Annotated in this window: 21 protein-coding genes and 1 other annotated feature; of the genes, 3 read left to right on the forward strand and 18 right to left on the reverse strand. The window is 39.7% G+C overall.

Features of this window, described 5'->3' with window-relative positions:
* Positions 1 to 80 precede the first annotated feature (80 nt).
* From AC3ISE_RS11360 to AC3ISE_RS11395, 8 genes are all read right to left on the reverse strand, one after another.
* Positions 81 to 1,439, reverse strand: coding sequence for a sodium-dependent transporter (locus tag AC3ISE_RS11360; RefSeq protein ID WP_489221038.1), 1,359 nt, complete (start codon positions 1,437 to 1,439; stop codon positions 81 to 83).
* Between the two features lie 62 nt (positions 1,440 to 1,501).
* Positions 1,502 to 1,723: a binding site (T-box leader), on the reverse strand.
* A 235-nt stretch (positions 1,724 to 1,958) separates the two neighbouring features.
* On the reverse strand, positions 1,959 to 2,225 hold the full coding sequence (locus AC3ISE_RS11365) for a hypothetical protein (protein WP_070877517.1): 267 nt from the start codon (positions 2,223 to 2,225) through the stop codon (positions 1,959 to 1,961).
* A 199-nt stretch (positions 2,226 to 2,424) separates the two neighbouring features.
* On the reverse strand, positions 2,425 to 3,084 hold the full coding sequence (locus AC3ISE_RS11370; RefSeq protein ID WP_489221039.1) for a carboxylesterase family protein: 660 nt from the start codon (positions 3,082 to 3,084) through the stop codon (positions 2,425 to 2,427).
* Between the two features lie 117 nt (positions 3,085 to 3,201).
* Positions 3,202 to 4,341: a membrane protein insertase YidC gene (yidC, locus tag AC3ISE_RS11375; RefSeq protein ID WP_489221040.1), complete on the reverse strand. Its 1,140-nt coding sequence runs from the start codon at positions 4,339 to 4,341 to the stop codon at positions 3,202 to 3,204.
* Positions 4,342 to 4,464: 123 nt separating this feature from the next.
* On the reverse strand, positions 4,465 to 4,923 hold the full coding sequence (locus AC3ISE_RS11380; protein WP_489221041.1) for a DinB family protein: 459 nt from the start codon (positions 4,921 to 4,923) through the stop codon (positions 4,465 to 4,467).
* Between the two features lie 21 nt (positions 4,924 to 4,944).
* A complete protein-coding gene (locus tag AC3ISE_RS11385; RefSeq protein ID WP_489221042.1) occupies positions 4,945 to 5,775 on the reverse strand; it encodes a helix-turn-helix domain-containing protein in 831 nt (276 codons plus the stop codon).
* Positions 5,776 to 6,078: 303 nt separating this feature from the next.
* Positions 6,079 to 6,852, reverse strand: a complete 774-nt coding sequence (locus AC3ISE_RS11390) for an SDR family NAD(P)-dependent oxidoreductase (RefSeq protein WP_489221043.1) — start codon at positions 6,850 to 6,852, stop codon at positions 6,079 to 6,081.
* Between the two features lie 499 nt (positions 6,853 to 7,351).
* Positions 7,352 to 7,936 carry a YtxH domain-containing protein gene (locus AC3ISE_RS11395; protein ID WP_489221044.1) on the reverse strand — a complete coding sequence of 195 codons (585 nt, stop codon included), beginning with the start codon at positions 7,934 to 7,936 and terminating at the stop codon, positions 7,352 to 7,354.
* 189 nt (positions 7,937 to 8,125) lie between these two features.
* Between AC3ISE_RS11395 and pepF the strand changes: the two genes are divergently transcribed.
* Positions 8,126 to 9,940 carry an oligoendopeptidase F gene (gene pepF, locus AC3ISE_RS11400; protein ID WP_489221045.1) on the forward strand — a complete coding sequence of 605 codons (1,815 nt, stop codon included), beginning with the start codon at positions 8,126 to 8,128 and terminating at the stop codon, positions 9,938 to 9,940.
* A 555-nt stretch (positions 9,941 to 10,495) separates the two neighbouring features.
* Here the strand turns inward: pepF and recQ are convergent.
* Positions 10,496 to 12,616, reverse strand: a complete 2,121-nt coding sequence (recQ, locus tag AC3ISE_RS11405) for a DNA helicase RecQ (RefSeq protein ID WP_489221046.1) — start codon at positions 12,614 to 12,616, stop codon at positions 10,496 to 10,498.
* Between the two features lie 121 nt (positions 12,617 to 12,737).
* A complete protein-coding gene (locus tag AC3ISE_RS11410) occupies positions 12,738 to 12,935 on the reverse strand; it encodes a cold-inducible protein YdjO-related protein (protein ID WP_070875891.1) in 198 nt (65 codons plus the stop codon).
* A gap of 255 nt (positions 12,936 to 13,190) precedes the next feature.
* Between AC3ISE_RS11410 and AC3ISE_RS11415 the strand changes: the two genes are divergently transcribed.
* Positions 13,191 to 13,844: a hypothetical protein gene (locus AC3ISE_RS11415; RefSeq protein ID WP_489221047.1), complete on the forward strand. Its 654-nt coding sequence runs from the start codon at positions 13,191 to 13,193 to the stop codon at positions 13,842 to 13,844.
* A 16-nt stretch (positions 13,845 to 13,860) separates the two neighbouring features.
* Here the strand turns inward: AC3ISE_RS11415 and AC3ISE_RS11420 are convergent, their stop codons facing one another.
* The 3 genes from AC3ISE_RS11420 to AC3ISE_RS11430 form a co-directional block, all read right to left on the reverse strand.
* A complete protein-coding gene (locus AC3ISE_RS11420; protein ID WP_133310782.1) occupies positions 13,861 to 14,070 on the reverse strand; it encodes a cold-inducible protein YdjO-related protein in 210 nt (69 codons plus the stop codon).
* Positions 14,071 to 14,344: 274 nt separating this feature from the next.
* Positions 14,345 to 15,457, reverse strand: coding sequence for an ATP-binding protein (locus AC3ISE_RS11425; protein ID WP_489221048.1), 1,113 nt, complete (start codon positions 15,455 to 15,457; stop codon positions 14,345 to 14,347).
* Positions 15,432 to 16,124, reverse strand: coding sequence for a cobalamin B12-binding domain-containing protein (locus tag AC3ISE_RS11430; RefSeq protein ID WP_489221049.1), 693 nt, complete (start codon positions 16,122 to 16,124; stop codon positions 15,432 to 15,434). The genes AC3ISE_RS11425 and AC3ISE_RS11430 overlap by 26 nt, the downstream gene beginning before the upstream one ends.
* 235 nt (positions 16,125 to 16,359) lie before the next feature.
* Between AC3ISE_RS11430 and AC3ISE_RS11435 the strand changes: the two genes are divergently transcribed.
* Positions 16,360 to 17,532, forward strand: coding sequence for an alanyl-tRNA editing protein (locus AC3ISE_RS11435; protein ID WP_489221050.1), 1,173 nt, complete (start codon positions 16,360 to 16,362; stop codon positions 17,530 to 17,532).
* A gap of 13 nt (positions 17,533 to 17,545) precedes the next feature.
* Here the strand turns inward: AC3ISE_RS11435 and AC3ISE_RS11440 are convergent, their stop codons facing one another.
* From AC3ISE_RS11440 to AC3ISE_RS11460, 5 genes are all read right to left on the reverse strand, one after another.
* Positions 17,546 to 18,283: an SDR family NAD(P)-dependent oxidoreductase gene (locus AC3ISE_RS11440; RefSeq protein WP_489221051.1), complete on the reverse strand. Its 738-nt coding sequence runs from the start codon at positions 18,281 to 18,283 to the stop codon at positions 17,546 to 17,548.
* A gap of 456 nt (positions 18,284 to 18,739) precedes the next feature.
* Positions 18,740 to 19,735, reverse strand: a complete 996-nt coding sequence (locus AC3ISE_RS11445; RefSeq protein WP_489221052.1) for a class I SAM-dependent methyltransferase — start codon at positions 19,733 to 19,735, stop codon at positions 18,740 to 18,742.
* Positions 19,732 to 21,054 (reverse strand): FAD-dependent oxidoreductase, encoded by a 1,323-nt coding sequence (locus tag AC3ISE_RS11450; protein ID WP_489221053.1) that lies wholly within the window; start codon positions 21,052 to 21,054, stop codon positions 19,732 to 19,734. Before AC3ISE_RS11450 ends, AC3ISE_RS11445 begins: the two co-directional genes overlap by 4 nt.
* Positions 21,055 to 21,389: 335 nt before the next feature.
* Positions 21,390 to 22,235, reverse strand: coding sequence for a GNAT family N-acetyltransferase (locus tag AC3ISE_RS11455; RefSeq protein ID WP_489221054.1), 846 nt, complete (start codon positions 22,233 to 22,235; stop codon positions 21,390 to 21,392).
* Positions 22,236 to 22,320: 85 nt separating this feature from the next.
* Positions 22,321 to 23,760: a phospholipase D family protein gene (locus AC3ISE_RS11460; protein WP_489221055.1), complete on the reverse strand. Its 1,440-nt coding sequence runs from the start codon at positions 23,758 to 23,760 to the stop codon at positions 22,321 to 22,323.
* Between the last annotated feature and the right edge of the window lie 75 nt (positions 23,761 to 23,835).

The raw sequence follows: 23,835 nt of genomic DNA on the forward strand, positions 1-23,835 counted from the left end.
TAAGTGATCCAAGACGACTCCCCCTTATTCTGAATTTTACCAATTTTAACATATGGAGGGTGCGGCCGGATAGAGTTAATTTAACGGGACAACAGTTTCCAAACCCCTAACACATCCAGCAAAACAAGGAAAATAGCGATTGGAGCTACATATCTCATTAAAAAGAACCAAGTGTTAAAAAGTCCTTTAGATAAAGACGAACCGTTAGAAAGTTCTGAGTAAAGCATGGATTTTTTTATTTTTAAAGGAACAAAGATAGAAATAAGCAGAGCGCCGACGGGCATGAGAATGTTGCTGACTAAATAATCGGCTGCATCAAAAATTGATTTTCCGAAAATACTTACGTCACTCCAGATTCCAAATGATAAGGCAGATGGCACTCCAACTGCGAATATGATTAATCCGATGACCCAGGACCATTTGATTCGTTTATCAGGATTTCCCTTAGAAATCACAGATACAATAATTTCAAGCATAGAAAATGCGGAAGTTAATGATGCGAATAAGAAAAGCAGAAGGAAGGCAACAAAGAATACCATACCAAATGCCATTTGATTAAATACGGTCGGCAAGACGTTGAATAATAACACAGGGCCCGCATCTGGCTTTAGTCCGAAAGAAAAGACTGCCGGGAAAATAGCTAATCCGGCCAGAACGACGATAAAAATATTCATGCCTACAATCGATATCGCCGATTGAGGCAAATTTGATTCTTTCGGCAAGTATGAGCTGTAGGTCACCATAACAGAAACACCTACACTGAGAGTAAAAAAGGATTGTCCCAGAGCAGCGAGAACTGTTTCAGACGTTAATTTTGAAAAATCAGGCTGAAAAAGAAATTGCACGCCTTCCATTGCGCCTTCTAGTGTAAGAGAACGGAAAATTAACACTATAAATAAAAGAAACAAGACCGGCATCATAAATTTGCTTGTGCGTTCAATCCCTTTTTGAACACCTTTTGCCACAACTGCAATCGTAATGATCATAAATACAAGATGAGCTCCGACACTCAGCATCGGGTTTGAGATTGTAGCTCCGAATAATTCCCCGAACTGCTGCTGATTCAGTCCGTTTAACTCTCCTGTCAGCGTTTTAACTAAATACAGAATGATCCAGCCGCCGATGACACTATAAAAAGAGAGCAAGATAAAACAAGTAATCATCCCCAGGTAACCAATTGAAAACCATTTTGTACCCGGAGCAATCTCTCTGTAGGATTCAATCGCATCCTTTTGGGTGCTTCTGCCGATTGCAAATTCTGCCAGCAATAAAGGCAGCCCAAGCAATAGCGTAAATAGCAGGAAAATAAAAAAGAATGCTCCCCCTCCGCTCACACCTGCGATATATGGAAACTTCCAAATCGCTCCAAGCCCGATTGCAGATCCCGCTGCAGCCAAAATAAATCCCAGTTTTGAAGACCATTGCTGATTTTCTTTCATTTTGCACCTCTCATAAATTCTGTCAATTTTAATGAAAACGCAAAAAAGCCGCCCCTATGAAATATAGGGGCGACTTTTCATCGCGGTACCACCCTAGTTGAGAATACGATCTATCCTCCGGCTCTGAAGTCTTTATCGGGACAATCCGTTAATCCCTTCCATTAGGTCGAAATTAAAACTCAGGGACCGAAATTCATCTTTTTTGTATGTACTGATTTCCACCAACCATCAGCTCTCTAAAACAGTGACAATAAGATTACTATGCTTCCCATCAACGTTACGTTCCATTAATTTATAGATAATTTAAACATCTAAGACATGAGCTTGTCAACATAATTCGTATTTATAAGACTGTTATCACTTAGATTGTTGTTTTGATAAAAATGTTGACCGTTTCTTTCCGCACAACTAAGATTTACATCATTTAGTCTAAAAGCAATAAAGTATACGAGAAGATCCTTTTAAAAAGGATCAACGAATTTTCAGCTTCTGTAAATATTACCTAAAATTGAATAAATACTATTCATCAAAAACTTCCGGTTCATTAAAAACGGTAATTACTTTTGTAGCGCTATTTATCTTGCAGTCCAAATTCCAGATGGTTTTTTTAAAACAGACTACATCCTCATTTTCAAGGTAAAACTTTAAGAGCACATCATCTTCGGCATCAATAATCGCATATTTATCCTTGCTTCTGAAAAGCTCATGGTCTTTATGCATGACAATTTTCCAGCCATGTTCCAATGAGAATTCTTTAAAATCTTTCGTGAATTTTTTTAAATTCATAAAGCTTTACCTCCAATCAGTCTATATTTTAATAAAAAAAGCTTGTGTACAGATGATATAAATGGTATATTACTAGAGCGATGAGCTGATTTGTGTAAGTCGAAGAACGCGCGGTTTTCCGCACACATGAATGTGGTCATGTGGTTTTTCGCCTCAAAACGCAAGGAGACGACTGTTTTTACAGCGTCTCCTTTTTTATTTATTTTTTTTGCTTTAAAAGCCATTCAAAAAACTCAGGATCATTGTAGGCATCTGTCCATGAATCATGTCCTGCTTCAGGATACGAAGTAAACTTTACATTTCCTCCCGCAGCTTCGATAGCATTCACCATATCCAGACTTTCTCTGATTGGGATGACATCATCTCTTTCCCCATGAAAGATCCATGTTGGAATATCCTTTAGCCGCTCTGCTTTTTCAGGGCAGCCTCCTCCGCAAATCGGTGCAAGCGCAGCAAATAGATCAGGCATCCTTGATGCAAGCTCAAAAGCCCCGTAAGCTCCCATGCTCATCCCTGTTAAATAGATGCGTTTCATATCTACACGATGCGTTTTTATAACCTCTTTAAGAAGTGAAGCCACTCCATCTAATTCCATAATCCAATTCGATCTCCTTGCAGTGGAAATTGGACATTGCGGTGCAAGAAAAATGAACGGAAAGGTTCCTTTTTCAACAACATCCGGCAGACCAATTGTTTTTACAAGCTCAGGATCTGTGCCGCGTTCCCCAGCTCCGTGCAGAAACAAAACGAGCGGTGCCTCTCCCGTTTCATTCTCATATCCTGCTGGCAGTTTTAAAAGGTAGGACAGATTAACATCTATTATTTTTGTGATTGTTTGTTGAAATACATCTGCTTTCATCTGGTTAACTCCTTTAATAATTTTCATCTATGTCATGTATTACATTCTGCCTGAGATACAGCAATTCCTTTTTTAAGCAGCAAAAAAGGCCAATTCGCTTGGAATTGGCCTTGGCTGTTATGATTTAGCCACTGATAATGAAGTTGATTCTGCCTGAAACAGTTTCTTTGTCAGCAAGGTTTGAAGGATGACAAAGATTCCGCCGATCGTCCAATAAAGCGGCAATGCTGCAGGGGCTGTCAGAGAAAATACTCCAATCATGATTGGTGACAGATAGCTGAACATGGCCATTTGCTTTCTTTGCGACTCTTCAAGACCGATTAATGTAACTCTGGACTGTATATAATAGATTCCGGCAGCTAAAAGGGTCAATGTTAGATCAGGACTGCCAAGATTGAACCATAAAAATGAATGCTCCGCGATTTCAGGTGTTCTTTGAATAGCGTAATAAAATCCTGTTAAGAAAGGCAGCTGGATAAGCAGAGGCAAGCACCCTCCAATTGCAGCCAGCGGATTAATATTATGCTTTTGATAAATCTTCATCGTTTCCTGTTGAAGTTTTGATTTTGTCTCTGCATCTTTTGCTTTTTTCATTTTTTCCTGCAGCGCTTTTAATTCCGGCTGTGCACCAGCCATCTTGCCTTTCATTTGCATTTGGTCTTTTGACTGTTTTAATGCAAACGGAAGCAAAACAAACCGGATCATCAGAGTGACAAGGATTATTGAGAATCCATAGCTTCCTTGAAACCAGTCTGCAAACGTTGTAAGCAATACTGAGAAAGGATACACAAAATAGTGATTAAAAAAACCTGGAGTCTGACCTGTAATGTCCTGAATGTTTCCATTTGCCTGCTGACAGCCGCTCAGTAAAATCAGCAGCGTAATACCTGTGAGTGCAAGTAATGTTTTCCGTGAAATGAATGCAGCTTTTCTTTTCCATATAAATCCTCCTTGGTGTTTTCCATTTTGAGCTAAACTTCCAAGAAGGATTGTGGATGGTACATCATCACCTGAATCGTACCGTCTCATTTGTTTGGTCATCCATAAAAAGATGGCATTTGTTTCATTTTGCATCCGCTGAGAGGATAATTGGCTATCCTGCTCTTTTTCCAAAACTGTTTTTAATAACGGATGTTTCTTAAAGGACTGATTCAGCAAGTAGCCGAAAGCAAACATGGCTGCTACGGTAAAGAATAAGCTAAGCAGCGACAAATATGGGGTTAAATCATGGGTGATTTCAATGATCATCTGCTGCATTCACCTCCTTTTCATATCATCAGTATATACCTTTGCTTTTTAAAAAGAAAGAGGATGTCAATACCAGGCATCTTCTTACAAAAACAAAAAAAGCCTGCTGACTTATCATCAGCAGGCTTTCTTTCAGCTTTTCTTAACATACATAGGAAGATCCGTGTGTCCCAGTATACGGGCATAAACAAAAAGATTTCCTTTATGATTCACTTCATGTTCAATGCCCATTTTAATGAGAGCGGACCCGGGAACACTGAAACCAAATACATCCTTTAGATCAATGACTTGATTTAAATCTTCATCTGTTAGAGATTCTAGGATCTGCACCGTTTTTTCAGTATAAGCCTCAGCAAGTTTCAGCAAGTTTGTCTCCGCTATTTCAGCTTCCTGCATGAGAGGCTGTGCATTTCCAGCTTTTACTACAGCAGTAAATTTGTACATCGAAGTCAGCATGTGAGTAATTAGTTTTTCTGTTGTCATGGATGTTTCTGCAGGTTTAAATTCCGGGTTATCATGCTGCATTTTTGAAATCAACTCCAAAGTAACAGCTCGGTGTGATAGAAAATGATTAATCAATTTTGAGTTCATTGGATAGCCTCCGGCACGTTATTATTTAGCGAATCCCATGAACTGCTTCAGCATTGAAAGGCCATATTTGCGGTCAGCTCTGTCATCTCTTGTTTTCTGATGCTGCTGAACAAACGCAAGAAATTTTTGCTCGCGGATTTCAATATGTTTCTTCGCAAGCTCCCGCTCGTATCTGATTTCTTCTTGATACATATCCCTTTCACTGCTTGACGTTTCATGGATCACATCAAGCTTATCATGAAGTGCTCTGAATTGTCCTTCAGCGGCACTCCGCTCTGCGTTAGATTGTTCATTGATCTTATTGTGCAGGGATGAAAATTGTCCCTTTACCGCACTCAGCTGAATTTTAGATTGTTCATTGATCCTATTCTGAAGCGCTGTGAATTGACCTTTCGCAGTATTCAGCTGGGTTTTAGAATGCACATTTAACTCCTGCTTAACCGTTCTTTTCATTTCATCTATCAGGGTGAGCTCCAGCTGATCCATTTTCAGCTCCAAAATCGAAATATCCTGTTTTCCTTTTTCTTCAATTAAATTAAAGATTTCCTCGAGCGCAACTTTTATATTTTTCTTAGCTGAGAGGTCAATGTCAGGATCAGCCTTTGAAGCAGCAGCCTCTGATTTACCGTTCATATTCAGCATCTGGACAATCGTTTCATGATCAAGCTGACTGTCTTTTAAGTGCTTGATTTTACGGAGCATCTCAATATTTTCCGGTGAATACACACGTGCATTTTTATGATCTCTCTCGATTTCAAGGAATGCTGAGAATTCCAGTTCCCACATTTTCAAGATATAAGAAGATTCCCCAAGCAATGATGCAACCTTTGATATATTTAATGTTTTCCCCATTTAAAACCCCGCCTTTTCTAATTTTTTGTTGCTATACCATTCGAGGCGGGCATAAGCGGATTCCTGCAAGTCGACAAAGGTTCTAAAATAAAGTCATCATCCTTTGAAATCATATGTATTTCGGCATTTTCTGCTTATTTGGAATAACTGGCTTGCTTTTTATAAGAAATTGCATCTCTTCACTCTTTTTGGCTGTTTCTGCATAGATTGTTGTTTTTCATGATCAATGATGTCCGTTCCTTTTCGCTCAACTTAAGGTTTTAATTTTTGGTTAATAGCAAAAATATTTACGAAAAGAGCTTTTTAAAATCCCTGAATTGTCATTCCTCCATCAACAAATAACGTTTGGCCAGTAATGTAGCTTGCAGCATCAGACCCTAAAAAAACAGCCGGTCCGACTAGCTCAGGAAGCTGGCCGATTCTTTTTAAAGGAGTAACAGCTAAAATATCTGCTACATATTTTTCATCGCTGAGTATTTTTTCGGTAAGCGGTGTTTCAAAATACCAGGGACCAATAGAGTTGACGGCAATATTATGCTGCCCCCATTCAAAGGCCAGCACCTTTGTCATTTGAATCATCGCCGCTTTTGTCTGGGCATAGACGACCCCAGTACGCAATGCGGTTTGTCCCGCTACAGAAGAAATATTAATGATTCTGCCGCCACTACCCTGCTGCTTCATCATCTCTCCTGCCAGCTGGGACATAAAAAAAGCAGATTTCAAGTTGGTATTCATGATCTTTTCCCATTCTTCCTCTGTTACATCAAACGCTTTTGACCGGATATTCATTCCGGCATTATTGATTAATATATCCATGGAGAGATTGTTGTCCTTTATTTGCTCGAATGCCTGATTCATACTGGCTTTATCCGTGATATCTGTTACAATTGGATAAGCTTTTCGGCCCAGTGCTTTTACTTTGTCCGCAGCCTCAAGAAGATCTGCTTCTGTTCTGGAAAGCAGCACAACGTCTGCTCCTGCTTCTGCGTAACCAATCGCCAATGCTCTTCCAATTCCCCGTCCTGCACCTGTTATAACCGCGAGTTTGTTTTCAAGATTAAAAGATGGTAAATACATGCTTATCCCTGCTTTCAATAAAATATCTATTATTTTATCATATAGTTCCGACTTTTCTTTTTTATAAGCTGTTTATATACTAAACCCTATTAAAAGATTGCTATTCTTTTAAAAAAGGCTCTTTTCGCATTGATTGTTGTTGGTTATACATTCATTCACCCGTTGCTCTCCGCTGCAGTCAAACATTCTTCTAAAAAGCAATAAACGTTACAAATAGAGCCTTAAAATAAGGCTGTGTTCGTATAGATTGTTGTTTCCGATTAAAAATGTTGTCCGTTCCTTTCCGCTCCAGGAACTTGCTTTCCGCGGGGAGCATGGGAGCCTCCTCGGCGTTGCCTGTGGGGTCTCCCATTTTGCTCTATTTCCCGCAGGAGTCAAGTTCCTTCCGCTGCAATCCACTTAAGGGTATAAACATTTAATCTAAAAGCTACAAAGTTTACGGAAAGAGCCTAAAATAAACACAAAAAAAGAGCAGACATTTAGTCCGCTCCCTTCTCTATTAGAATTTCCCGACATTGCTGCCTGGAATTGATGTATGAGTTGTTGGTGTTTCGGGTGCTTTGTTAGATGAAGAACGATTTGTATCAGTTCCGCCAGTTAATTCCGTGCTTGCTTCTTTTACTTTAGACCCAATCGAGGCTAAATCCTTTTGTGCATCTTTAGCTGTTGAGAGTGTATCATTTGAAATTTGGACAACATCATTCACGTTATCCATCACATCTTCATTTAAACGGTCATACAGGTTTTTTGCTTCATTAATAGCATCCTTTAAAGAATCTGCTGCACTTTTAAATTGGGAAACCATTTGATTTTTGACTTCACCTGGGTTTTCTTTTACTTGTGTGAAGACATCCACTGATGAATCTTTCAAACTGACAGCTGAGTCTTTCACTTGATTGCGGGTTTTGCGGTCAAACAGAGTAACCAGTCCGCCTACGACTGCTCCTACTAACATGCCCTTTACCAGCTTGCTGTTATTTTTATCTGCGCCTTTTTTCGCAATGCTTGTCTCAGTCTTAGAAATTTCTGTTGGTGCCGGTTGTGATCCCAGTGTATTATTTTGGTTTGTGTTATAGATTGTCATTGTATAAATCCTCCTGTTTGATTAATGTCATACTCCATACATACCCTGCTCTTTCTATTTATTAAACCTATTATTTGAAAAGTATGAATGAATTTTAATAATTTAGAATAATCTGTTCATATTTTCTCTCAAGTTGTATAATTACTTAGGAACACGAAAGACCAATATTCGTTTTGGAGGGATTGTCCATTGGAAAAAACGATTGAAAAACGTTTAAATCGAAATGAAGTACCTGAAGAACTGACATGGAATCTGGAAGATTTGTTTGAATCTCGGCAAGATTGGGAGTCAGAACTAACATCTATTGAACGGGATGCAGCCCAAATAAGAAAATTCAAAGGAAAGCTCGGAGACGGAGCGGATTCTCTATTAGATTGCCTTCAAGCTGAAGAAAATTTGTCAAAAAAATTGGTGAGAACGGGAACATACATTAGTCTTCTTCAATCTGCAGATGGTACAAATCCCGAGCATCAAGGAAATTACTCCAGATTTGCCGCCATTCTTTCAAAAGCAAATGCAGATTTATCTTTTATAGAATCTGAACTATTGTCTCTTCCCGATGGAACAATTGATGCATACATAAAAGAGCAAAGCGGATTAGAGGCATTCAGCAGAAAACTGAATGATTTGCTTCAGGCAAAAGCTCATCAGCTGTCAGAAGAAACAGAAGAAGTATTAGCAGCCCTCGGGGAAGTCCACGGTTCACCTTACCGAATCTATCAAACTAGTAAATCTGCTGATATGGATTTTGAGGCAATTGAGGACGAAAGCGGCAATGTTCTGCCAAATTCATTTGCTCTCTATGAAGACCGCTATGAATTTACGCCGAATACATTTGTAAGGAGAAAAGCATACGAGTCTTTTACAGAAACACTAAAAAAATATAAAAATACTTTTGCATCCGCCTATGCCACTGAGGTAAAAAAACAGGTCACACTATCACGCTTACGAAAGTATGATTCAGTAACAGACATGCTGCTGAAGCCGCAGCATGTAACAAAAGAAATGTACCATAATCAGCTGGATATTATCCAAAAGGAACTTGCGCCCCACATGAGGCGGTTTGCTGCCTTGAAAAAAAGAGTCCTGAAGCTTGATGAAATGCATTTTTGTGATTTAAAGGCTCCGCTTGATACACAATTTAATCCTAAAACAACCTACACTGAAGCCGGGAATGTTATTGTCGAAGCGCTAGAAGTTATGGGGCCCGAATATCTGCAAATCATGAAAAAAGCGTTAGCAGACCGCTGGGTTGATCTGGCGGATAATGTTGGAAAATCAACAGGTGCCTTCTGCTCTAGTCCTTACGGTGTGCATCCATATATTCTAATTACATGGCAGGATACGATGAGAGGCGCCTTTGTCCTCGCGCATGAACTTGGCCATGCCGGACATTTCTATTTGGCAAATAAAAATCAGCGCATAATGAATACGAGACCGTCCACTTACTTTGTTGAAGCTCCTTCAACATTAAACGAAATGCTGCTTGGCAGGCATTTGCTTAAAAAAACACAGGACAAACGAATGAGACGCTGGGTCATCCTGCAGCTCCTCGGAACGTACTACCATAACTTTGTTACCCATTTGCTTGAAGGCGAATTCCAGCGCCGCGTATATGAAGCAGCCGAAAAGGGCCAGCCGATTACAGCAAAAATGCTTTGTGATCTTAAAGGGAGTGTGCTCTCCTCTTTCTGGGGTGATGCGGTGACATTGGATGAGGGAGCATCATTAACATGGATGAGACAGCCGCATTATTATATGGGGCTCTATCCTTACACTTATTCAGCAGGACTGACCGCTTCAACCTTAGTTTCACAAATGATTGAAGAAGAAGGAAAACCTGCAGTAGACCGCTGGATCAGCGTATTAAAAGCCGGAGGAACAAAAAAACCAGTAGATTTATTGAAAGATGCAGGCGTTGATATGACAAATCCAGAAGCAATCTCAAAAGCCGTCGCCTACGTCGGCATGCTGGTGGAAGAACTTGAGAACAGTTATGAGTAATACGAAATGTGGAATCGCCCCGTTTAGCTCCGACAGACAGATAAGGATCAGCCAGTGAAGGCGCTTTTTGCCTTTGCTGGATGAGCCGTTCTGGCCGAGGAGTTGGGCGATGGAGCTGGACAACAAGAAAAGCGGAACCGACTGGTCAGGCCCGACAGACAGATAAGAATCCGCCAGTAAAGGCGCTTTTTGCCTTTACTGGCGGATTCGTTCTGGCCGAGGGACTAGGAGGTGGAGCTGGACACTGTGTAAATGCGGAATCAAATTGTTTAGCTCCGACAGACAGATAAGGATCAGCCAGTGAAGGCGCTTTTTGCCTTTGCTGGATGAGCCGTTCTGGCCGAGGAGTTGGGCGATGGAGCTGGACAACAAGAAAAGCGGAACCGACTGGCCGAGGGACTAGGAGGTGGAGCTGGACAATGAGAAAAGCGGAATCGCCCGGTTAGCTCCGACAGACAGATAAGAATTCGCCAAATTATTCTGTACCTCCCCTAACAATAAAGTCCAGCTGGAATTCCAGCTGGACTTCTTATTTTTGATCATTTTTAACCCTGTTTAGTGAACAAGCTCTCTTTTTACAATTGCCGCTTTAATCATGAAATAAGTCACCTCATCAGGAAGGCTTTCTTTTAATGGCTTCAGCAGACCATACCCATGTGTGCGGATAGCTTCTTCAATTTGCTTTTCATATTCGGCTGGAATCCAATCCGCAAAATCAATAGCCAGTCCCTCTTTGGCACAGCGCAGCAAATGATTTTCGATGGTGATCACGGACAAATTCCTTTTTTCAGCCATTTCTTTTACATTCAAACCATCTTTGTATAACTTCAGCGTGTCCAAATGAGATGATTCTTTTCGCTCTTTTTTCACTGGAATCATCGTTTGAGCAGACTGTTCAATAGTAGGGTTCTCATTCATATAGGCGGTTATTTTGTCCACAAAGATTTCCCCATACCTTTGCTGTTTGGCTTCTCCGACCCCTTGAACGGCAAGAAATTCTTCGATTGTCTTCGGCATTCTGGCACTCATATCCTGCAGAGATTTATCTGAGAAAATCACGAACGGAGGTACATTTTCCTCTGTTGCAAGCTGTTTTCTCAGCTCTTTAAGCTGCATGAACAGCTCGTCATTCGCTGCCGATTCAACTATCCGCATTTTTTCCTTTCTGAGAACTTCTGCATTGCCCTTCAGGACATCGAGTCCCTTTTCTTCAACTACAAGAACGGGAAATTGCCCGCCAGTTATTGAAATATATTGCTCAGATGTCAAAAAATCAATAAATTCGCTGACTTCTTTTGCTGTCTGATGTTTTAAAATGCCATAAGTGGAAAGCTCATTAAATTTAAAATCGATCACTTTTTTGTTTGAAGAACCCGTCAGCACCTGGCTGATCATGGTTTTACCGAATCTTTGCCCCATTCTGATCATACATGAGAGCACCATTTGCGCTTCTTTCGTAACATCCTCATGCGTGCGCTCGTCCATGCAATTGCTGCATTTGCCGCACCGCTCAGCTTCACTGTCACCAAAATAATTCAGAATAAATGCTTGAAGACACCCTTCCGTATGACAATAATCGCGCATTTGATGCAGTTTAACAAGCTCTGCCTGCTGTCTTTCTTTCTGGAAGGTGGATTGTTCGATTAAATAACGCTGCAATCGAATATCCTGCGGGGAATATAGCAGAAAACATTCACTGTCTAAACCATCTCTTCCCGCTCTTCCCGCCTCCTGGTAGTAGCTTTCCATATTTTTAGGAAGCTGATAGTGAATGACATATCTGACATTTGATTTATCAATTCCCATCCCGAATGCATTAGTAGCAACCATTACAAGGATATCATCCCTCAAGAACAGGTCTTGCTGCAGCCCGCGCTGCACATCACTCATTCCCCCGTGATATCTTCCTGCCAGAATTCCTTTTTTAATAAGGCGTTCATAAATGTGGTCTGCTTCTTTTCTTGTAGCAGCGTATATGATTCCGGACTCGGTGCTGTTTTTAGCTATGTATCTTTCAATAAAGTCGTATCTGTTTTCACCTTTGCTTACATTGAATGATAAATTCCCGCGCTCAAATCCAGTTACAGTAGTATATTGCTCTTGTATTCCAAGAGATGTGCATATATCTTCTTTAACAATTGGAGTCGCTGTAGCTGTCAATGCAAGAAAAACGGGATTTGAATTAAGTTCTGTTTTTAAATCTTTAATTCTTAAATAGCTTGGGCGAAAATCATGACCCCATTGTGAAATGCAGTGAGCTTCATCAACGGCTACCATCGAAATATTCATTCTTTGAAGCTGCTCTAAAAATAAGGCTGATTCCAATCTTTCAGGAGCAACATATAAAATTCGATAATTACCTGCTTCTAAATCTAACAGTCTTGCGCTGGTTTCTGTTTGAGAAAGTGTGCTATTGAGGAAAGTCGCAGGGATTCCTGCCTGATCAAGAGAGTCCACCTGATCTTTCATAAGTGAAATAAGCGGAGAAATGACAAGGGTTATACCAGAAAATAGGAGAGCAGGAATCTGATAGCATATTGACTTCCCTCCTCCAGTCGGCATTATGCCTGCTGAATGATTTCCATTTAAAACATTGCTGATAATTTCTTCCTGTCCCGGACGGAATGATGAATATCCAAAATAGTGCTGCAAATGCTCTTTCGCTTGTTCTAACAAAATGATATCCCTCCTGAAAAATGACTGTACTCCAATTTTACATGCGCGGAGTTAGATTGGCTATAGCCCGAGTTAAAATCGAGTTTTGTATAAATAAAAAAAACTCTAAAATAGAGTTTTTTTAGTACTTTTTATGATTATTTATAACCTCCAGCACTTTTGTGCTAGCCTTCATTTCGCTTTTGCAGAGCGGACAAACCGGTGTTTCGCTTTCGCTGCTTTTGAAGTTGTCGCGAACCCAGCCCTTGCAGTCCTCAGATGTGCAGATCCATACCTTCGTTTCCTCTGTGACGATATCTTCTGGTTTTTTTCTATACATTCATGACTCTCCTCTCAGGTTCTGTTTAATAAATAGGATGAAACATTTTTAGAAAAATCATAAACGTTATTAACTGGAAGAAAAAAATTCACCAATTATAAAAAGTACCCTTTGCGTGATGACTCTTTATAAATAGTGAATTTAAATGCAATACTGCTTGATTATTTTATATGATTTTACTGCATTTGTCAATAGATGTTCCTATTTGCGGATAACGGCCTCCTTGAATTAAGCTTGATTGAGGAGGTGTCATTGATGGACACAATTTTATACTTAATCTTTACGCTTGCTTACATCCTGTTAGTTGTAATTGGAATTTTCTTATTAAGAAGAAAGGCATCTGTCCCAGGAATGATTTTACTTCTTGTTACCCTTGGATTGATCATTGATAATGCGATTATTGCATCAGGTGCATTTATTGGAGAAGGTCAGCAGTTAAAATCAATCAGCCTGATCCGTTTTTGGACTCATGCCCTGTTCACACCTGCTCTTGTTCTTTTTGGCTGGTATATGGCAAATAGGTTCGGGGTGAAGTGGGCCACATCGCGCTTTTCCTATTATTTTGCTCTTGTTCTTACTTTAGTGCTGATGATGATTGAAATCGTGACAGAAACGCTTCCTCTGACTTTAATACCTGTCTATGAATATGGTGTCCTGCGCTACTCATCTGCACACAGCTCAGGTCCCCCAATTATGGTTTTGGTTTTAATTGTGTATCTTCTTGCTGCCGGCTTCAGCATTTGGAGAAAAACGAAATGGCCGATTATGCTGATCGGCGTCGTCATCATGCTCACTGGCAGTGCCATTTCTCTTCCAATACCCAGTTCAGCTGCTACAAACGCGTTTGAACTTATCTTCATTCTTGCTTTATGGATTACATACAGAACAAGTCTTAAGGCTGCCGATTAATTCGGCAGCCATTGATTTATTTACTGAAAGGATTGTAGTCCATTTTTATTTGCGGCAGCTCACGCACTTCTTCTGTCATCTGACTTCCGCACATTGGACAGGACATATCTTCCGTGGAAAAATCTTTTCTCATCCAGCCATTACAAGCTTCCGATTCACAAGCGTATACTGTTGTGTCTTCAATAATTGTAACGGGTTCTTCAGCACCCTTTTTAGCAAAGTACATGAGCATAACTCCTTTTTTTATTTAGTATACGCTTTTAAACTTAAATTATTTATGTCATTTTACTTTTTTTAAATCGAATGAAAAATTTTAAGAACATGTCTATGACATTCAATTTATCTCTTCACTTATCTGAGATATTTGATTCGTGAATGATTGCTCATAAATGAGATTTTTAGTATTTTCAGCTTCATTTTCAGGATCATTTATGCCATAATTAATACTGATTTAGTCGCACAAAAAAAGCCGGATTGAATGACTCAATCCAGCTTTCGACCTATATGTGAATGGGCAAAGAAATGCTGAAGGCGGACCCGATCCCCTCTTCGCTTGCCACTTCAATTCTGCCATTATTCGACTTAATGATTTCAAAACAAACTGCAAGTCCTATGCCGGTTCCTTGTTCCTTAGTTGTAAAGAATGGTTTAAAAAGAGAATCTACTGTTTCCTTTCCCATTCCTATGCCGTTGTCAGTAATTTGGATAACGACATGACCATCTTCGATCCTGGTTGTAATCGAAATGATTCCATTATCTTTTTGATGACTGATATGGATGGCTTCCATCGCATTTTTGACAATGTTCAGCAGTACTTGCTTCATTTGCTTTATATCAACTGTAATCATTAGGTCTGGATCATTGACAGTATATGCAAGCTCGCAATTTGACAAAATCGCTTCGCTCTTACATATCAATATGATGTCATTTATCAGTTTTCGAAGCAAAATAGGCTGTATGTCTTCGTTTTTCTCTTTTGAGTTATTTAAAAACTCATAGATGATATCGTTTGCCCGGTTTAATTCTTCTAATGCAACATCAGCATAGTGTCCTTTTCCGATTTCGATTAAATGAGGTTTTAACAGCTGCAGAAATCCCTTCACACTTGTAAGCGGATTGCGGATTTCATGGGCGATGCTTGCAGCAATTTGACTGACCGTTGCCAGGCTGTCCTGCTTTATGGCAATTTCCTTCATCTGCTGCAGCGATTTCTCGAGCTGCTCCTGCTTTTCAAGCAAATTAAGGTTTGCATATAGCAAATCACCTTCAAGCGTTTTAACAGCCTGATAAATCTGATCCACACTTTCTTCTTTATCGATGCAAAAAATATGAATAAAGTTTTTGCCCTCATATTGAATATATACGTCAAATAATGTCATAGGATTTGATTTCGTTTTTAAATTCAGCTCAATTTTCGTAATGGACGGCGTGTCCAAAATGAACTTAGCTGCTTTTTTCTTGCTTCCAATTCCCACAATATCCAGGAAGTGGCTTTCCTCATCAAAAATATTAAACGTGCATTTTGAAACTGATACGATCTTAAGCTTTCGATCGACCAGAAAATAAGGAAATGGTATTTTGTCATATTTACTTGCGATTAATTGCATTTCCATGGCGATCATTCCTTGAGTTAGATTTTTCAATCCAGCTGCCGAGCTGGTCTATGTTTTGAATCACCACGGTGTTGGGCGGGCAGTAAAAATCGAGATCAAAATCACTTGTCAGTTTTCCTCCAAGCATAATCGTGGGTGAATAATTCAGCTTTTGCAAAACAGCCATATATTGAATAACAGTAGGAATGTTGGTGATTACACTAGTAGAGAAAGCAATCACATCCGGCTTCCACTTCTCAGCATATTGGCAAATATTCTCCATTGAAACGGTTGACTCTATACAGCTAGCTTCCCAGCCATATTCTTTAAATAAGAAAGAAGTCATCATCATTCCTATCGTATGTTCTTCATTCCTCATTGAAAGCAGCATAACACGCGGTTTCATTGTAGCAGGTGAGAGTATATAGGGTTCTTTATGTAGTTGTTCGACTTTTAAATGGTAATAACTGGATATCATTGATTTGCAGACAGTTGCTGCTACATATTCATCTGCGACAGTTGCACGATTCATTTCCCACATTTCTCCGACATTATCCATAGTGTCTGATAGAAAAGCATACACTTGAGTACTGGTGGTGTCTGATTCAATCATGCTGTTTAAGTAGTTCCAAGAAAGACTTTGTTCGCCATCGATAAACAATTGACTTAACTCTCTAACGGGATTCATAGAAATCACCAACCAATCGTTTTCATCTTCTCATCTACCTAAAAACAGCTGTCAAGAGAGAATATGCGGTAAATGGCATTATAGTTTAAGGGTAACACATAACTAGACAACTAGATACAAATATTCGTTCGCATGACGAATTTTCCTCAAATCTTTACAATACATCCTCTCTCTTATGTGAATAGGCAGAGTTTGATACAATAACAAAGAGAAGATTTTTGAGAGGATGCTTAAGATGAATGAGAAGTTATATTATACCTCCCCTAAAACATTTGAGTGGAAAACAACGGTTACAGAAACGGAAGAACGCAATGGATTAAAACTGGTCAAGTTAAAAGAAACCGCTTTTTATCCAGAAGGCGGCGGACAGCCTTCTGATCATGGCTTCATTGATCATATTGAAATCGCTGGCCTTATAGAAAATGGCGAAGAAATCTATCATATCGTCTCTGCCTTTCCATCTGAAAATGAAGTAACATGCAAAATAAACAGCAAACGCAGAATCGATCATATGCAGCATCATTCAGGTCAGCATCTCTTATCTGCTGTCTGCATAGAATTATATGATTTTCATACAGAAAGCTTCCACTTAGGATCTGACACGGTAACAATTGATTTAAGGACGCCTCATTTAACTCCTGAGCAAATGAAGTTTATAGAGGAGAAAACGAATCAATATATCTTTGAAAATAGAAAAATACATACGTTTTTCGCAGAAGAAACAGAACTTCGTGATTTGCCGCTGAGAAAATGGCCAGACGTGAAAGAAAAGATCAGGATTGTTCAAATAGAAGGCATTGACACTTCTGCCTGCTGCGGCACACACGTTGAACGCACTGGAGAAATCGGATTGCTTAAGCTGATTAAGTCAGAAAAACAAAAAGGCATGATCCGCCTTCATTTCAAATGCGGCTTACGCGCTCTTTCCGATTATCAGAGCATTCAAGAAACCATTCAATTTGCAGGTCAGTTCTTTCAGACGTCCGCAAATGAGATTTCTGCAAGATTAACAGCAATGGATCAAGAAACAAAGATGCTAAAAAAAGAAGCAGAACAGCTGAGAGCAGAAAATGCCGCTTTTACTGCTGAAAGATTGGAAATGAAACAAGATGGCCCCTTTGGTCATAAGCTGTTTGAAAACAAAACGATTAAAGAGCTCCAAATGATTGCTTCCCGATTATTAGAAAATGGAAAGCAATATGCCCTTCTCGGTTCCATCAGTGAAAATTGCGTCCTTTTCTCACAAAAAGGCACTGTTCATGCCGGTTCCTTATTTAAAAGCAATCTCGCTGATTTCGATGGAAAAGGCGGAGGCAGCGAAAAGCAGGCACAGGCAAAATTCGCAGACGCCCCTGAAACTGAACGTTTCTTTTTAAGGATTACAGAAACAATGGACCAGCTTTTATAAGCTGGTCCATTGTTTATATGCCAAACGTATTTCCGCCATTTACAGAAATGGATTGGCCTGTTATGTAAGCTGAGTCTTCAGAGGCAAGATAAGCCACTGTCCTCGCTATGTCTTCCGGAGTCCCCATTCGTTTAAGCGGAATGGTTGATTGATACGCTTGAATATCCGCTGCTTGAACGTTCTCATGCCGTTCAACCGGAATAAAGCCCGGATTAACAAGGTTGACGCGAATTCCATATTCTCCAAGTTCATTTGCCCAGGAACGCGTCATCCCAAGCATCGCTGATTTTGCCGTTACGTAATTAGAAAATGACGGATTGCCAAGTGAAATGACTTCACTGCCAATGTTGATGATCGATCCGTTTCTCTGTTTTTTCATACCGGGCAGAACAGCTTTTAGTAATAAGAATGGTGCTTTTACAAAGAATTTCAGCTGATCTTCATAGTCTTCCCAGTTTGCTTCTTCAATTGAAAGCTCTGGCTGAGGCCCTGTTGCATTGTTGACCAGAATATCAAATGTCCGGTCCATTGTGACTTGGCGGACACCTTCCTCGCTGGTGATATCTCCTTTTGCGAGAAAAGCTCTTCCGCCAGCTTGTTCAATCTGTTTTTGAACTTTTTTTGCATGATCATCTGAGTGCGCATAATTCAAATAAACGTCTGCCCCCATTAACGCCAGTTCCGCTGCAATCACTTTCCCGAGTCCTTTTGATGCACCTGTGACTAAAGCCGTTTTATTTTTCAGTTTCATTTTGATTTCTCCAATCCAATGAGCTGTGATTTTCGCATCAACAATTATAAATTTTAAGCATCAATCATTTGAAAAATTTGAACAAATAATTCCTGAATAGCTTCCTGAGCTTGACTAATTTGTTCATTAAGAGATGCTGTAAAAGGCTAACAGAAATAATAGACACCTTTTATTTACCGTCTGATCTAAAACGGAGAAAACGTCAAAAAATTCTTCCAGAAAAAGCTCTAAACAATTAAAGGATAATTTCCTACTTAGTATAATCTCTATTAAGTTTATGAGACAATTTTAAACTCTTCTGTCTTTTTTCTCCTATAAATAGATTAATAAGACTTTGACCGTTGTTTCAAAAGCATTCACTTTTCAGCAAAAAAACGGATACAAATTGCCGTGCAATTTATTACCCGTTTTCTATCTGCATTTTACGGTTTTCTTCATTAAATAAACCTGAATCCTTCATCCCTTTTTAACGAAAGTGGCAAAATACCAGCCGCCTTCACGAATAATGGGTTTTAAGCCTTTCAGTTTCATATTGGATTGTTCTGCAATGGAAGAAAGCTCCTGTTTTGTCGGCAGAGCATAAAGATTATCAAAAGCAGTAAAGAAACTATTAAATACACTTGAAAATTGTTTGCCGTGCTTGGGTTTCCGTATTGGGGTAATAATTGAGATCATTCCGCTTGAAGAAAGACAGGTGCTTAGATTTTTGATCACACTGACTCTTTTATCAGGAGAAATATAATGAAGCAAGTTATTCATCATAATTAAATCCGCCGGTGAATCTGCCCTCCATTCCTCAACATCCATACATGTAATAGAGATGTTTGGAATGTCGCTGCATCTGCCCGCAGCTTCGTCAGCTACTTCTTCATTGATCTCAATCCCTGTCAGCTTTATTTCAGGGAGTGCTTGAGATAGTTTTTGTAAATAGCCTCCGTGTCCGCAGCCAACGTCGACAATCGACTGAATATGATTCTTTTTCACGAGCTGAATCAGTTTAGGATAAGCGAGCTGCTCAAGCAAGGAAGAGGTCTTTGCGACTGTCGTTCCGTGCTGTTCATGATCAAATGTCTGCCTTTCATCTGTTTTCATAATCGCAGGATACGTTAATAATGCAGGGATGTGAAGCTCCATCATTTCTTTAAGGAGGATTCCGACTGATTTTGGATCTTTTTTGCTGTCCGGCAGCATAAAGCTCTTTGATGTCTTAAAGCGATTTTTGGAAACTTCTTTTAAGTATTTGATGGATACCCCAACCTCAACCCATCGCTCGAGCAGTTCCAGTTCTAATGAATGGATTGCTGCCACTTCATCGATCGTTTTTGGTGATTTGAAGATTTCAAACAAGTCCAGTTCATACCCTACATATGCGTGCCAGCTGTACAAAAAAGGCATATTGCGCTTCATCCAGTTTCTTGCTTTAAATAAGCGTACATATTCAGCGATAATCATATGCTGTACCTCCCCTTCACTTCCCATGGATAGTCATTTTCATACGTAAACATATACCTTGTATGCAGCAGTTCAATATTCTGAAGGGTTCTGGGAGGCAGCATGCCAATTTGAACAAGACGGTCAAAAAACGACTCTTTCCAAATGCCGAGTCCTGAAATGTTCAGCATTTGTTTCGTGTGGAGCTTTTCATCTTCTGTCATCTGTTTGAGACTTCTATTTCTAAGCGATCCGAAATAACGAAACGGCTTTGAGTAAGCAAGGGCCGATAAGTGGCTTAAATTTAAGATAAAATCCACTCGGGATTTGCGGACTTTTTCATACCATACTAAGTTTTCAGGATGGTGTTCATCATGTTTGTACATCCAGCACAGGAGTTCTCCCAGTACATCCCCGTCCTGTATGGCTAGGTTCATTCCTTCACCTGCCATGGGATGAACACTGTGTGCAGAATCTCCTATGATGGCCATGTTATCTTTTACATAGGTCTCTGCATGAAAATGAATGGGAATCATCAGCTGAATGTTTTTCCATTCTTTAAGTTTCGTCACGTAGCCATCAAGTTCCGGGCACAAATCAATATACTTCTTATGAAAATGTTCAATTCCCCGTTCTTTTAACGATTGATATTCTCCTGACTGGATGAGATAAACAGTTCTGACTTGATTGTCCGGAAGCGGAAATAGACCGAGAAATGCGTGCGGTGTTGAAATAATTTTCCCCTCTGTCATAGACTCAGGTCTTTCAAACGTGACGGTTAAAAAATGATGATCATATTCATGTTCATTTAATTTTACATTCATGGCTTTTCTGACGTTTGATCTCCTTCCCTCCGCTCCAATGTAATAATCGGCCTCAATGATAAATTCTTCTTTATTGCTTGTGACAACAGCCGCCTGATCTTTGAATTCTTTAAACTTTGCAGGCTGTATATAATGAAAAGCCGGATACTCTTTCGCTTTTTCAAGCAGCATTTCTTTAAGCTTTTCATGAGGAATCATGAGGGCATAATTGTATTCGCTCTCAATTATGCTGTATCGCATAGTGGCCGTTCCAAGCTTTACATAAGTTCCTTTTTTCCGTTTCATTTCATTCATTTCAATTTCATTTATTTGATGTCCGGCTTCCAGAATCGGCTTATTCAGACCAAGCTGATGAAAAATTTCAAGGCTTTTCGGCTGCAGCAATTCTCCTTTGTACTTGTGAGCCGATCCTTTTGTCTGCTCAACCACACACACATCAATACCGCATTTTGCAAGTTTCAAAGCTGCTGTTAAACCGCCTACTCCGCCGCCGATTACCAATACTTGTGTTTTCATCCTCTCACCGCCTTTGTCCTTTAATTTCCACTTTTGTTAAAGAATGAAACCGTCTAACTCTCTGATGGATTCCCTATTTATAAAGGTTGGCTTTGAAAGCTAGTATGACTTAGGGTGCCATTCCCGGTTCTGACACGATAATAGGGTGCTAATCAAGAATATGGTGCGAAAATGACAAATAAAAAAACGCTTTCCAAATGAAAGCGCCGTTTTAAGATAAGGCTGTTTTCGCATAGATCGTTGTTTTGATGATAAATGTTGTCCGTTCCTTCCGCTGGCAATCCACTAAGATTTACAACATTTAGTCTAAAAGCAATAAAGTTTACGAAAAGAGCCTAAGAAAAAGAAATCATGATCGAATCTTGAATCGGCTGATAGCCTATTTTTTGATAAATGCTGTTTGATGTCGGGTTTGCGAGGTCTGTATAGAGTGTGCAAAAGGAAAAGTCTTTTAACAGAAGCTCACTAAGCTCAGCCACGCAGCTGCTTGCGTACCCTTTGCCTCTGAATTCATCAGGAGTATAAACCAGCGATACGCAAATTCCATTTTTAGTGGACCTTGATTTCTTCGCCATCGATACCGGTTTATCATCTGCCATCCAAAGAAAAACGGATTTCTCTGCAATAAACTGCTTCATTCTCCCTGCCGCCTGCAGCGCTGTAATCGGAGGCTCGTTCGTATAATTCATAAAATCCATCATCCACTCGGTCAGCAGCGGCAAATGGCCTAATTCTGCCAAAACAAATTCCCCGTCACTGCGTTTTAGTTCCGTTACTTCTTTAAGAAGATAGATCTTTTGTTCCATTACAATTTCAGCTCTGTCTTCTGTTTCGGCAGACCATATTTTCGCAAATGCCTCTGTCCATATCCTTTCCCCGACCACACCAGGGATATGTATATCCTTCATAACCAGTGTCCGAATCGTTTCATGGAGAAGGTTCTCAGTTATTACATCGTCATTAAAAGACAGGATTAAATTATGCGGAGGTGTCATCAGCAGCGTCATCGCAAGCTCTCCATCTGCTTCCACTGCAGCGGTATAGACATTCGCAGCAGGAATGGTACGTTTAAAAGCACCTATTAGTCCAAGGGTAAGGTTGTTTTCCGCTTCATTTTTTAATAGGAAAGGTTCAGCTAGTTCAATAAAAAGACTTCTATCCGTGTATTCTGTCAGTTTCATCTGATTTCACCTCTGCTATATAATTAGCTTTCAGCTTCATAAATCCCTCCGCAAAATGAAAAAAACTCCGGCTTTTTCGCCAGAGTTAAAAGGTAGTAAATCTGAAAAATTTCTGAACAGCATAAATCGCCCGTTTAATAAACGGCATGTCATCTCTGTATTTTTCAAAATCCAGTGTGTAATCAGCACCGTCATTTGTCCATAGTTTTTTAAAATAAGCTTCTACTTCTTTCATGACTGGCTCATCGGCTGGAGCCGCAATTTTAAGATCATTTTCAAGATTGAGGTCATCAAGGTTCCGCTGAGTAAAGTTGGCAGAGCCGCTGATTATAGTTGCTTCTTCTTTGCTTTTTATGTAGAGCATTTTGGGATGATACTGCTCTTTTGTCGTATTGTACCATCTAATCTCAATTTTTTTGTTTGTATCTTCTAAGAGTTCTTCGGCGACCGGACGATTCGGAATGCCGATTTTCTCCTGACCAAACGCATTTTGATTCGGATCGAGAATCATTTTAATTTCTGCTCCGCGATTAGAAGCAGCAACCAGAGAATCTATAACTTGGCGGTCTGCGAGATAAAACATTCCAATCCAAATCTCATCGTCCTTCTTCGCATTTCGAATCGTTTCAAGCAGGCGTTTATAAATTTTTCCCTCTGTTAAAACCTGTACTTTAATATTCCCCTTCTCATCGTTCTTTTTCTCATATACCGGCAGTTTTGGCCCTCCGGAATACTCTGAGACTGCCTGCTCTGATTCGAGCACATCCGCAATCACATTCCCGCTTACCTGGAACGCTACATTAGAATGGTAACCGCTCGCATCATGCGGGTTCGCTGATGACACAATGGCTGTTTTTTCCGTTGCGACTGCTTTTCGGTGATTGGCTTTTACATTAAATAGTTTCAAATAAGATCTGAATGTCATATCAGGAGCTGTTTCTCCGAATGGATTAGAAAGCCATGCGGGGCCTGACTGGCCAAACCATTGAAAAAATGTTCTCCATACACTTGAATAAAGCGGGTTTGAATCTCGCAAGGCATTCATATCTGACATAACTACGTCAATACCGGCTTTTTTAAAAGCTTCTAATTCTTTAGATGGATGTGATCCATACGAAGTATTGATATCATCCGTAATAAAGACGATTGGCAAATTCGGATTTTCCTTTTTTTTCTGAAGAAGTTTCTCTGAAAGTTCTTTGCTGACTTGAGGGTAGATTTCTCCCCGATCATAGTAGCCATTGAACAAAAACAAATCAATGACAATAAATTCTTCCGCTTCATCAATCGCTTTATAAATCGCATCAAAAATCATTTGATCCGCTTCAACCCGGCCTTCTATTTTGTATGTTAAGTCATACAAAAAATCCACATCTTCAACTTTGTGAACATCTCCTTCATAGGAGATATTTTCCGGCAGAGGTTTATAGCTCTGATAAATAACCGTCCCTGTTAAAATAATAATAATAAGTAATAAAAGCAGCGGCCGTTTGTTTTTCAGCCTCATAAGACGAAAACGTGACAATAAGACTCCTCCTAAATTAAGATCATAGCTTTCTTTATATGCCCTAATAAAGATGTGGAAAAACCTTTTCAAAAA

The sequence above is a fragment of the Metabacillus sp. KH_069 genome (genome assembly GCF_057838075.1).

Coding starts and splice junctions, on each gene's coding strand:
- AC3ISE_RS11360 (WP_489221038.1), bottom strand. CDS start 1,439: ATGAAAGAAAATCAGCAATGGTCTTCAAAACTGGGATTTATTTTGGCT.
- AC3ISE_RS11365 (WP_070877517.1), bottom strand. CDS start 2,225: ATGAATTTAAAAAAATTCACGAAAGATTTTAAAGAATTCTCATTGGAA.
- AC3ISE_RS11370 (WP_489221039.1), bottom strand. CDS start 3,084: ATGAAAGCAGATGTATTTCAACAAACAATCACAAAAATAATAGATGTT.
- yidC (WP_489221040.1), bottom strand. CDS start 4,341: ATGCAGCAGATGATCATTGAAATCACCCATGATTTAACCCCATATTTG.
- AC3ISE_RS11380 (WP_489221041.1), bottom strand. CDS start 4,923: ATGAACTCAAAATTGATTAATCATTTTCTATCACACCGAGCTGTTACT.
- AC3ISE_RS11385 (WP_489221042.1), bottom strand. CDS start 5,775: ATGGGGAAAACATTAAATATATCAAAGGTTGCATCATTGCTTGGGGAA.
- AC3ISE_RS11390 (WP_489221043.1), bottom strand. CDS start 6,852: ATGTATTTACCATCTTTTAATCTTGAAAACAAACTCGCGGTTATAACA.
- AC3ISE_RS11395 (WP_489221044.1), bottom strand. CDS start 7,936: ATGACAATCTATAACACAAACCAAAATAATACACTGGGATCACAACCG.
- AC3ISE_RS11410 (WP_070875891.1), bottom strand. CDS start 12,935: ATGTATAGAAAAAAACCAGAAGATATCGTCACAGAGGAAACGAAGGTA.
- AC3ISE_RS11415 (WP_489221047.1), top strand. CDS start 13,191: ATGGACACAATTTTATACTTAATCTTTACGCTTGCTTACATCCTGTTA.
- AC3ISE_RS11420 (WP_133310782.1), bottom strand. CDS start 14,070: ATGTACTTTGCTAAAAAGGGTGCTGAAGAACCCGTTACAATTATTGAA.
- AC3ISE_RS11425 (WP_489221048.1), bottom strand. CDS start 15,457: ATGGAAATGCAATTAATCGCAAGTAAATATGACAAAATACCATTTCCT.
- AC3ISE_RS11430 (WP_489221049.1), bottom strand. CDS start 16,124: ATGAATCCCGTTAGAGAGTTAAGTCAATTGTTTATCGATGGCGAACAA.
- AC3ISE_RS11435 (WP_489221050.1), top strand. CDS start 16,360: ATGAATGAGAAGTTATATTATACCTCCCCTAAAACATTTGAGTGGAAA.
- AC3ISE_RS11440 (WP_489221051.1), bottom strand. CDS start 18,283: ATGAAACTGAAAAATAAAACGGCTTTAGTCACAGGTGCATCAAAAGGA.
- AC3ISE_RS11445 (WP_489221052.1), bottom strand. CDS start 19,735: ATGATTATCGCTGAATATGTACGCTTATTTAAAGCAAGAAACTGGATG.
- AC3ISE_RS11450 (WP_489221053.1), bottom strand. CDS start 21,054: ATGAAAACACAAGTATTGGTAATCGGCGGCGGAGTAGGCGGTTTAACA.
- AC3ISE_RS11455 (WP_489221054.1), bottom strand. CDS start 22,235: ATGAAACTGACAGAATACACGGATAGAAGTCTTTTTATTGAACTAGCT.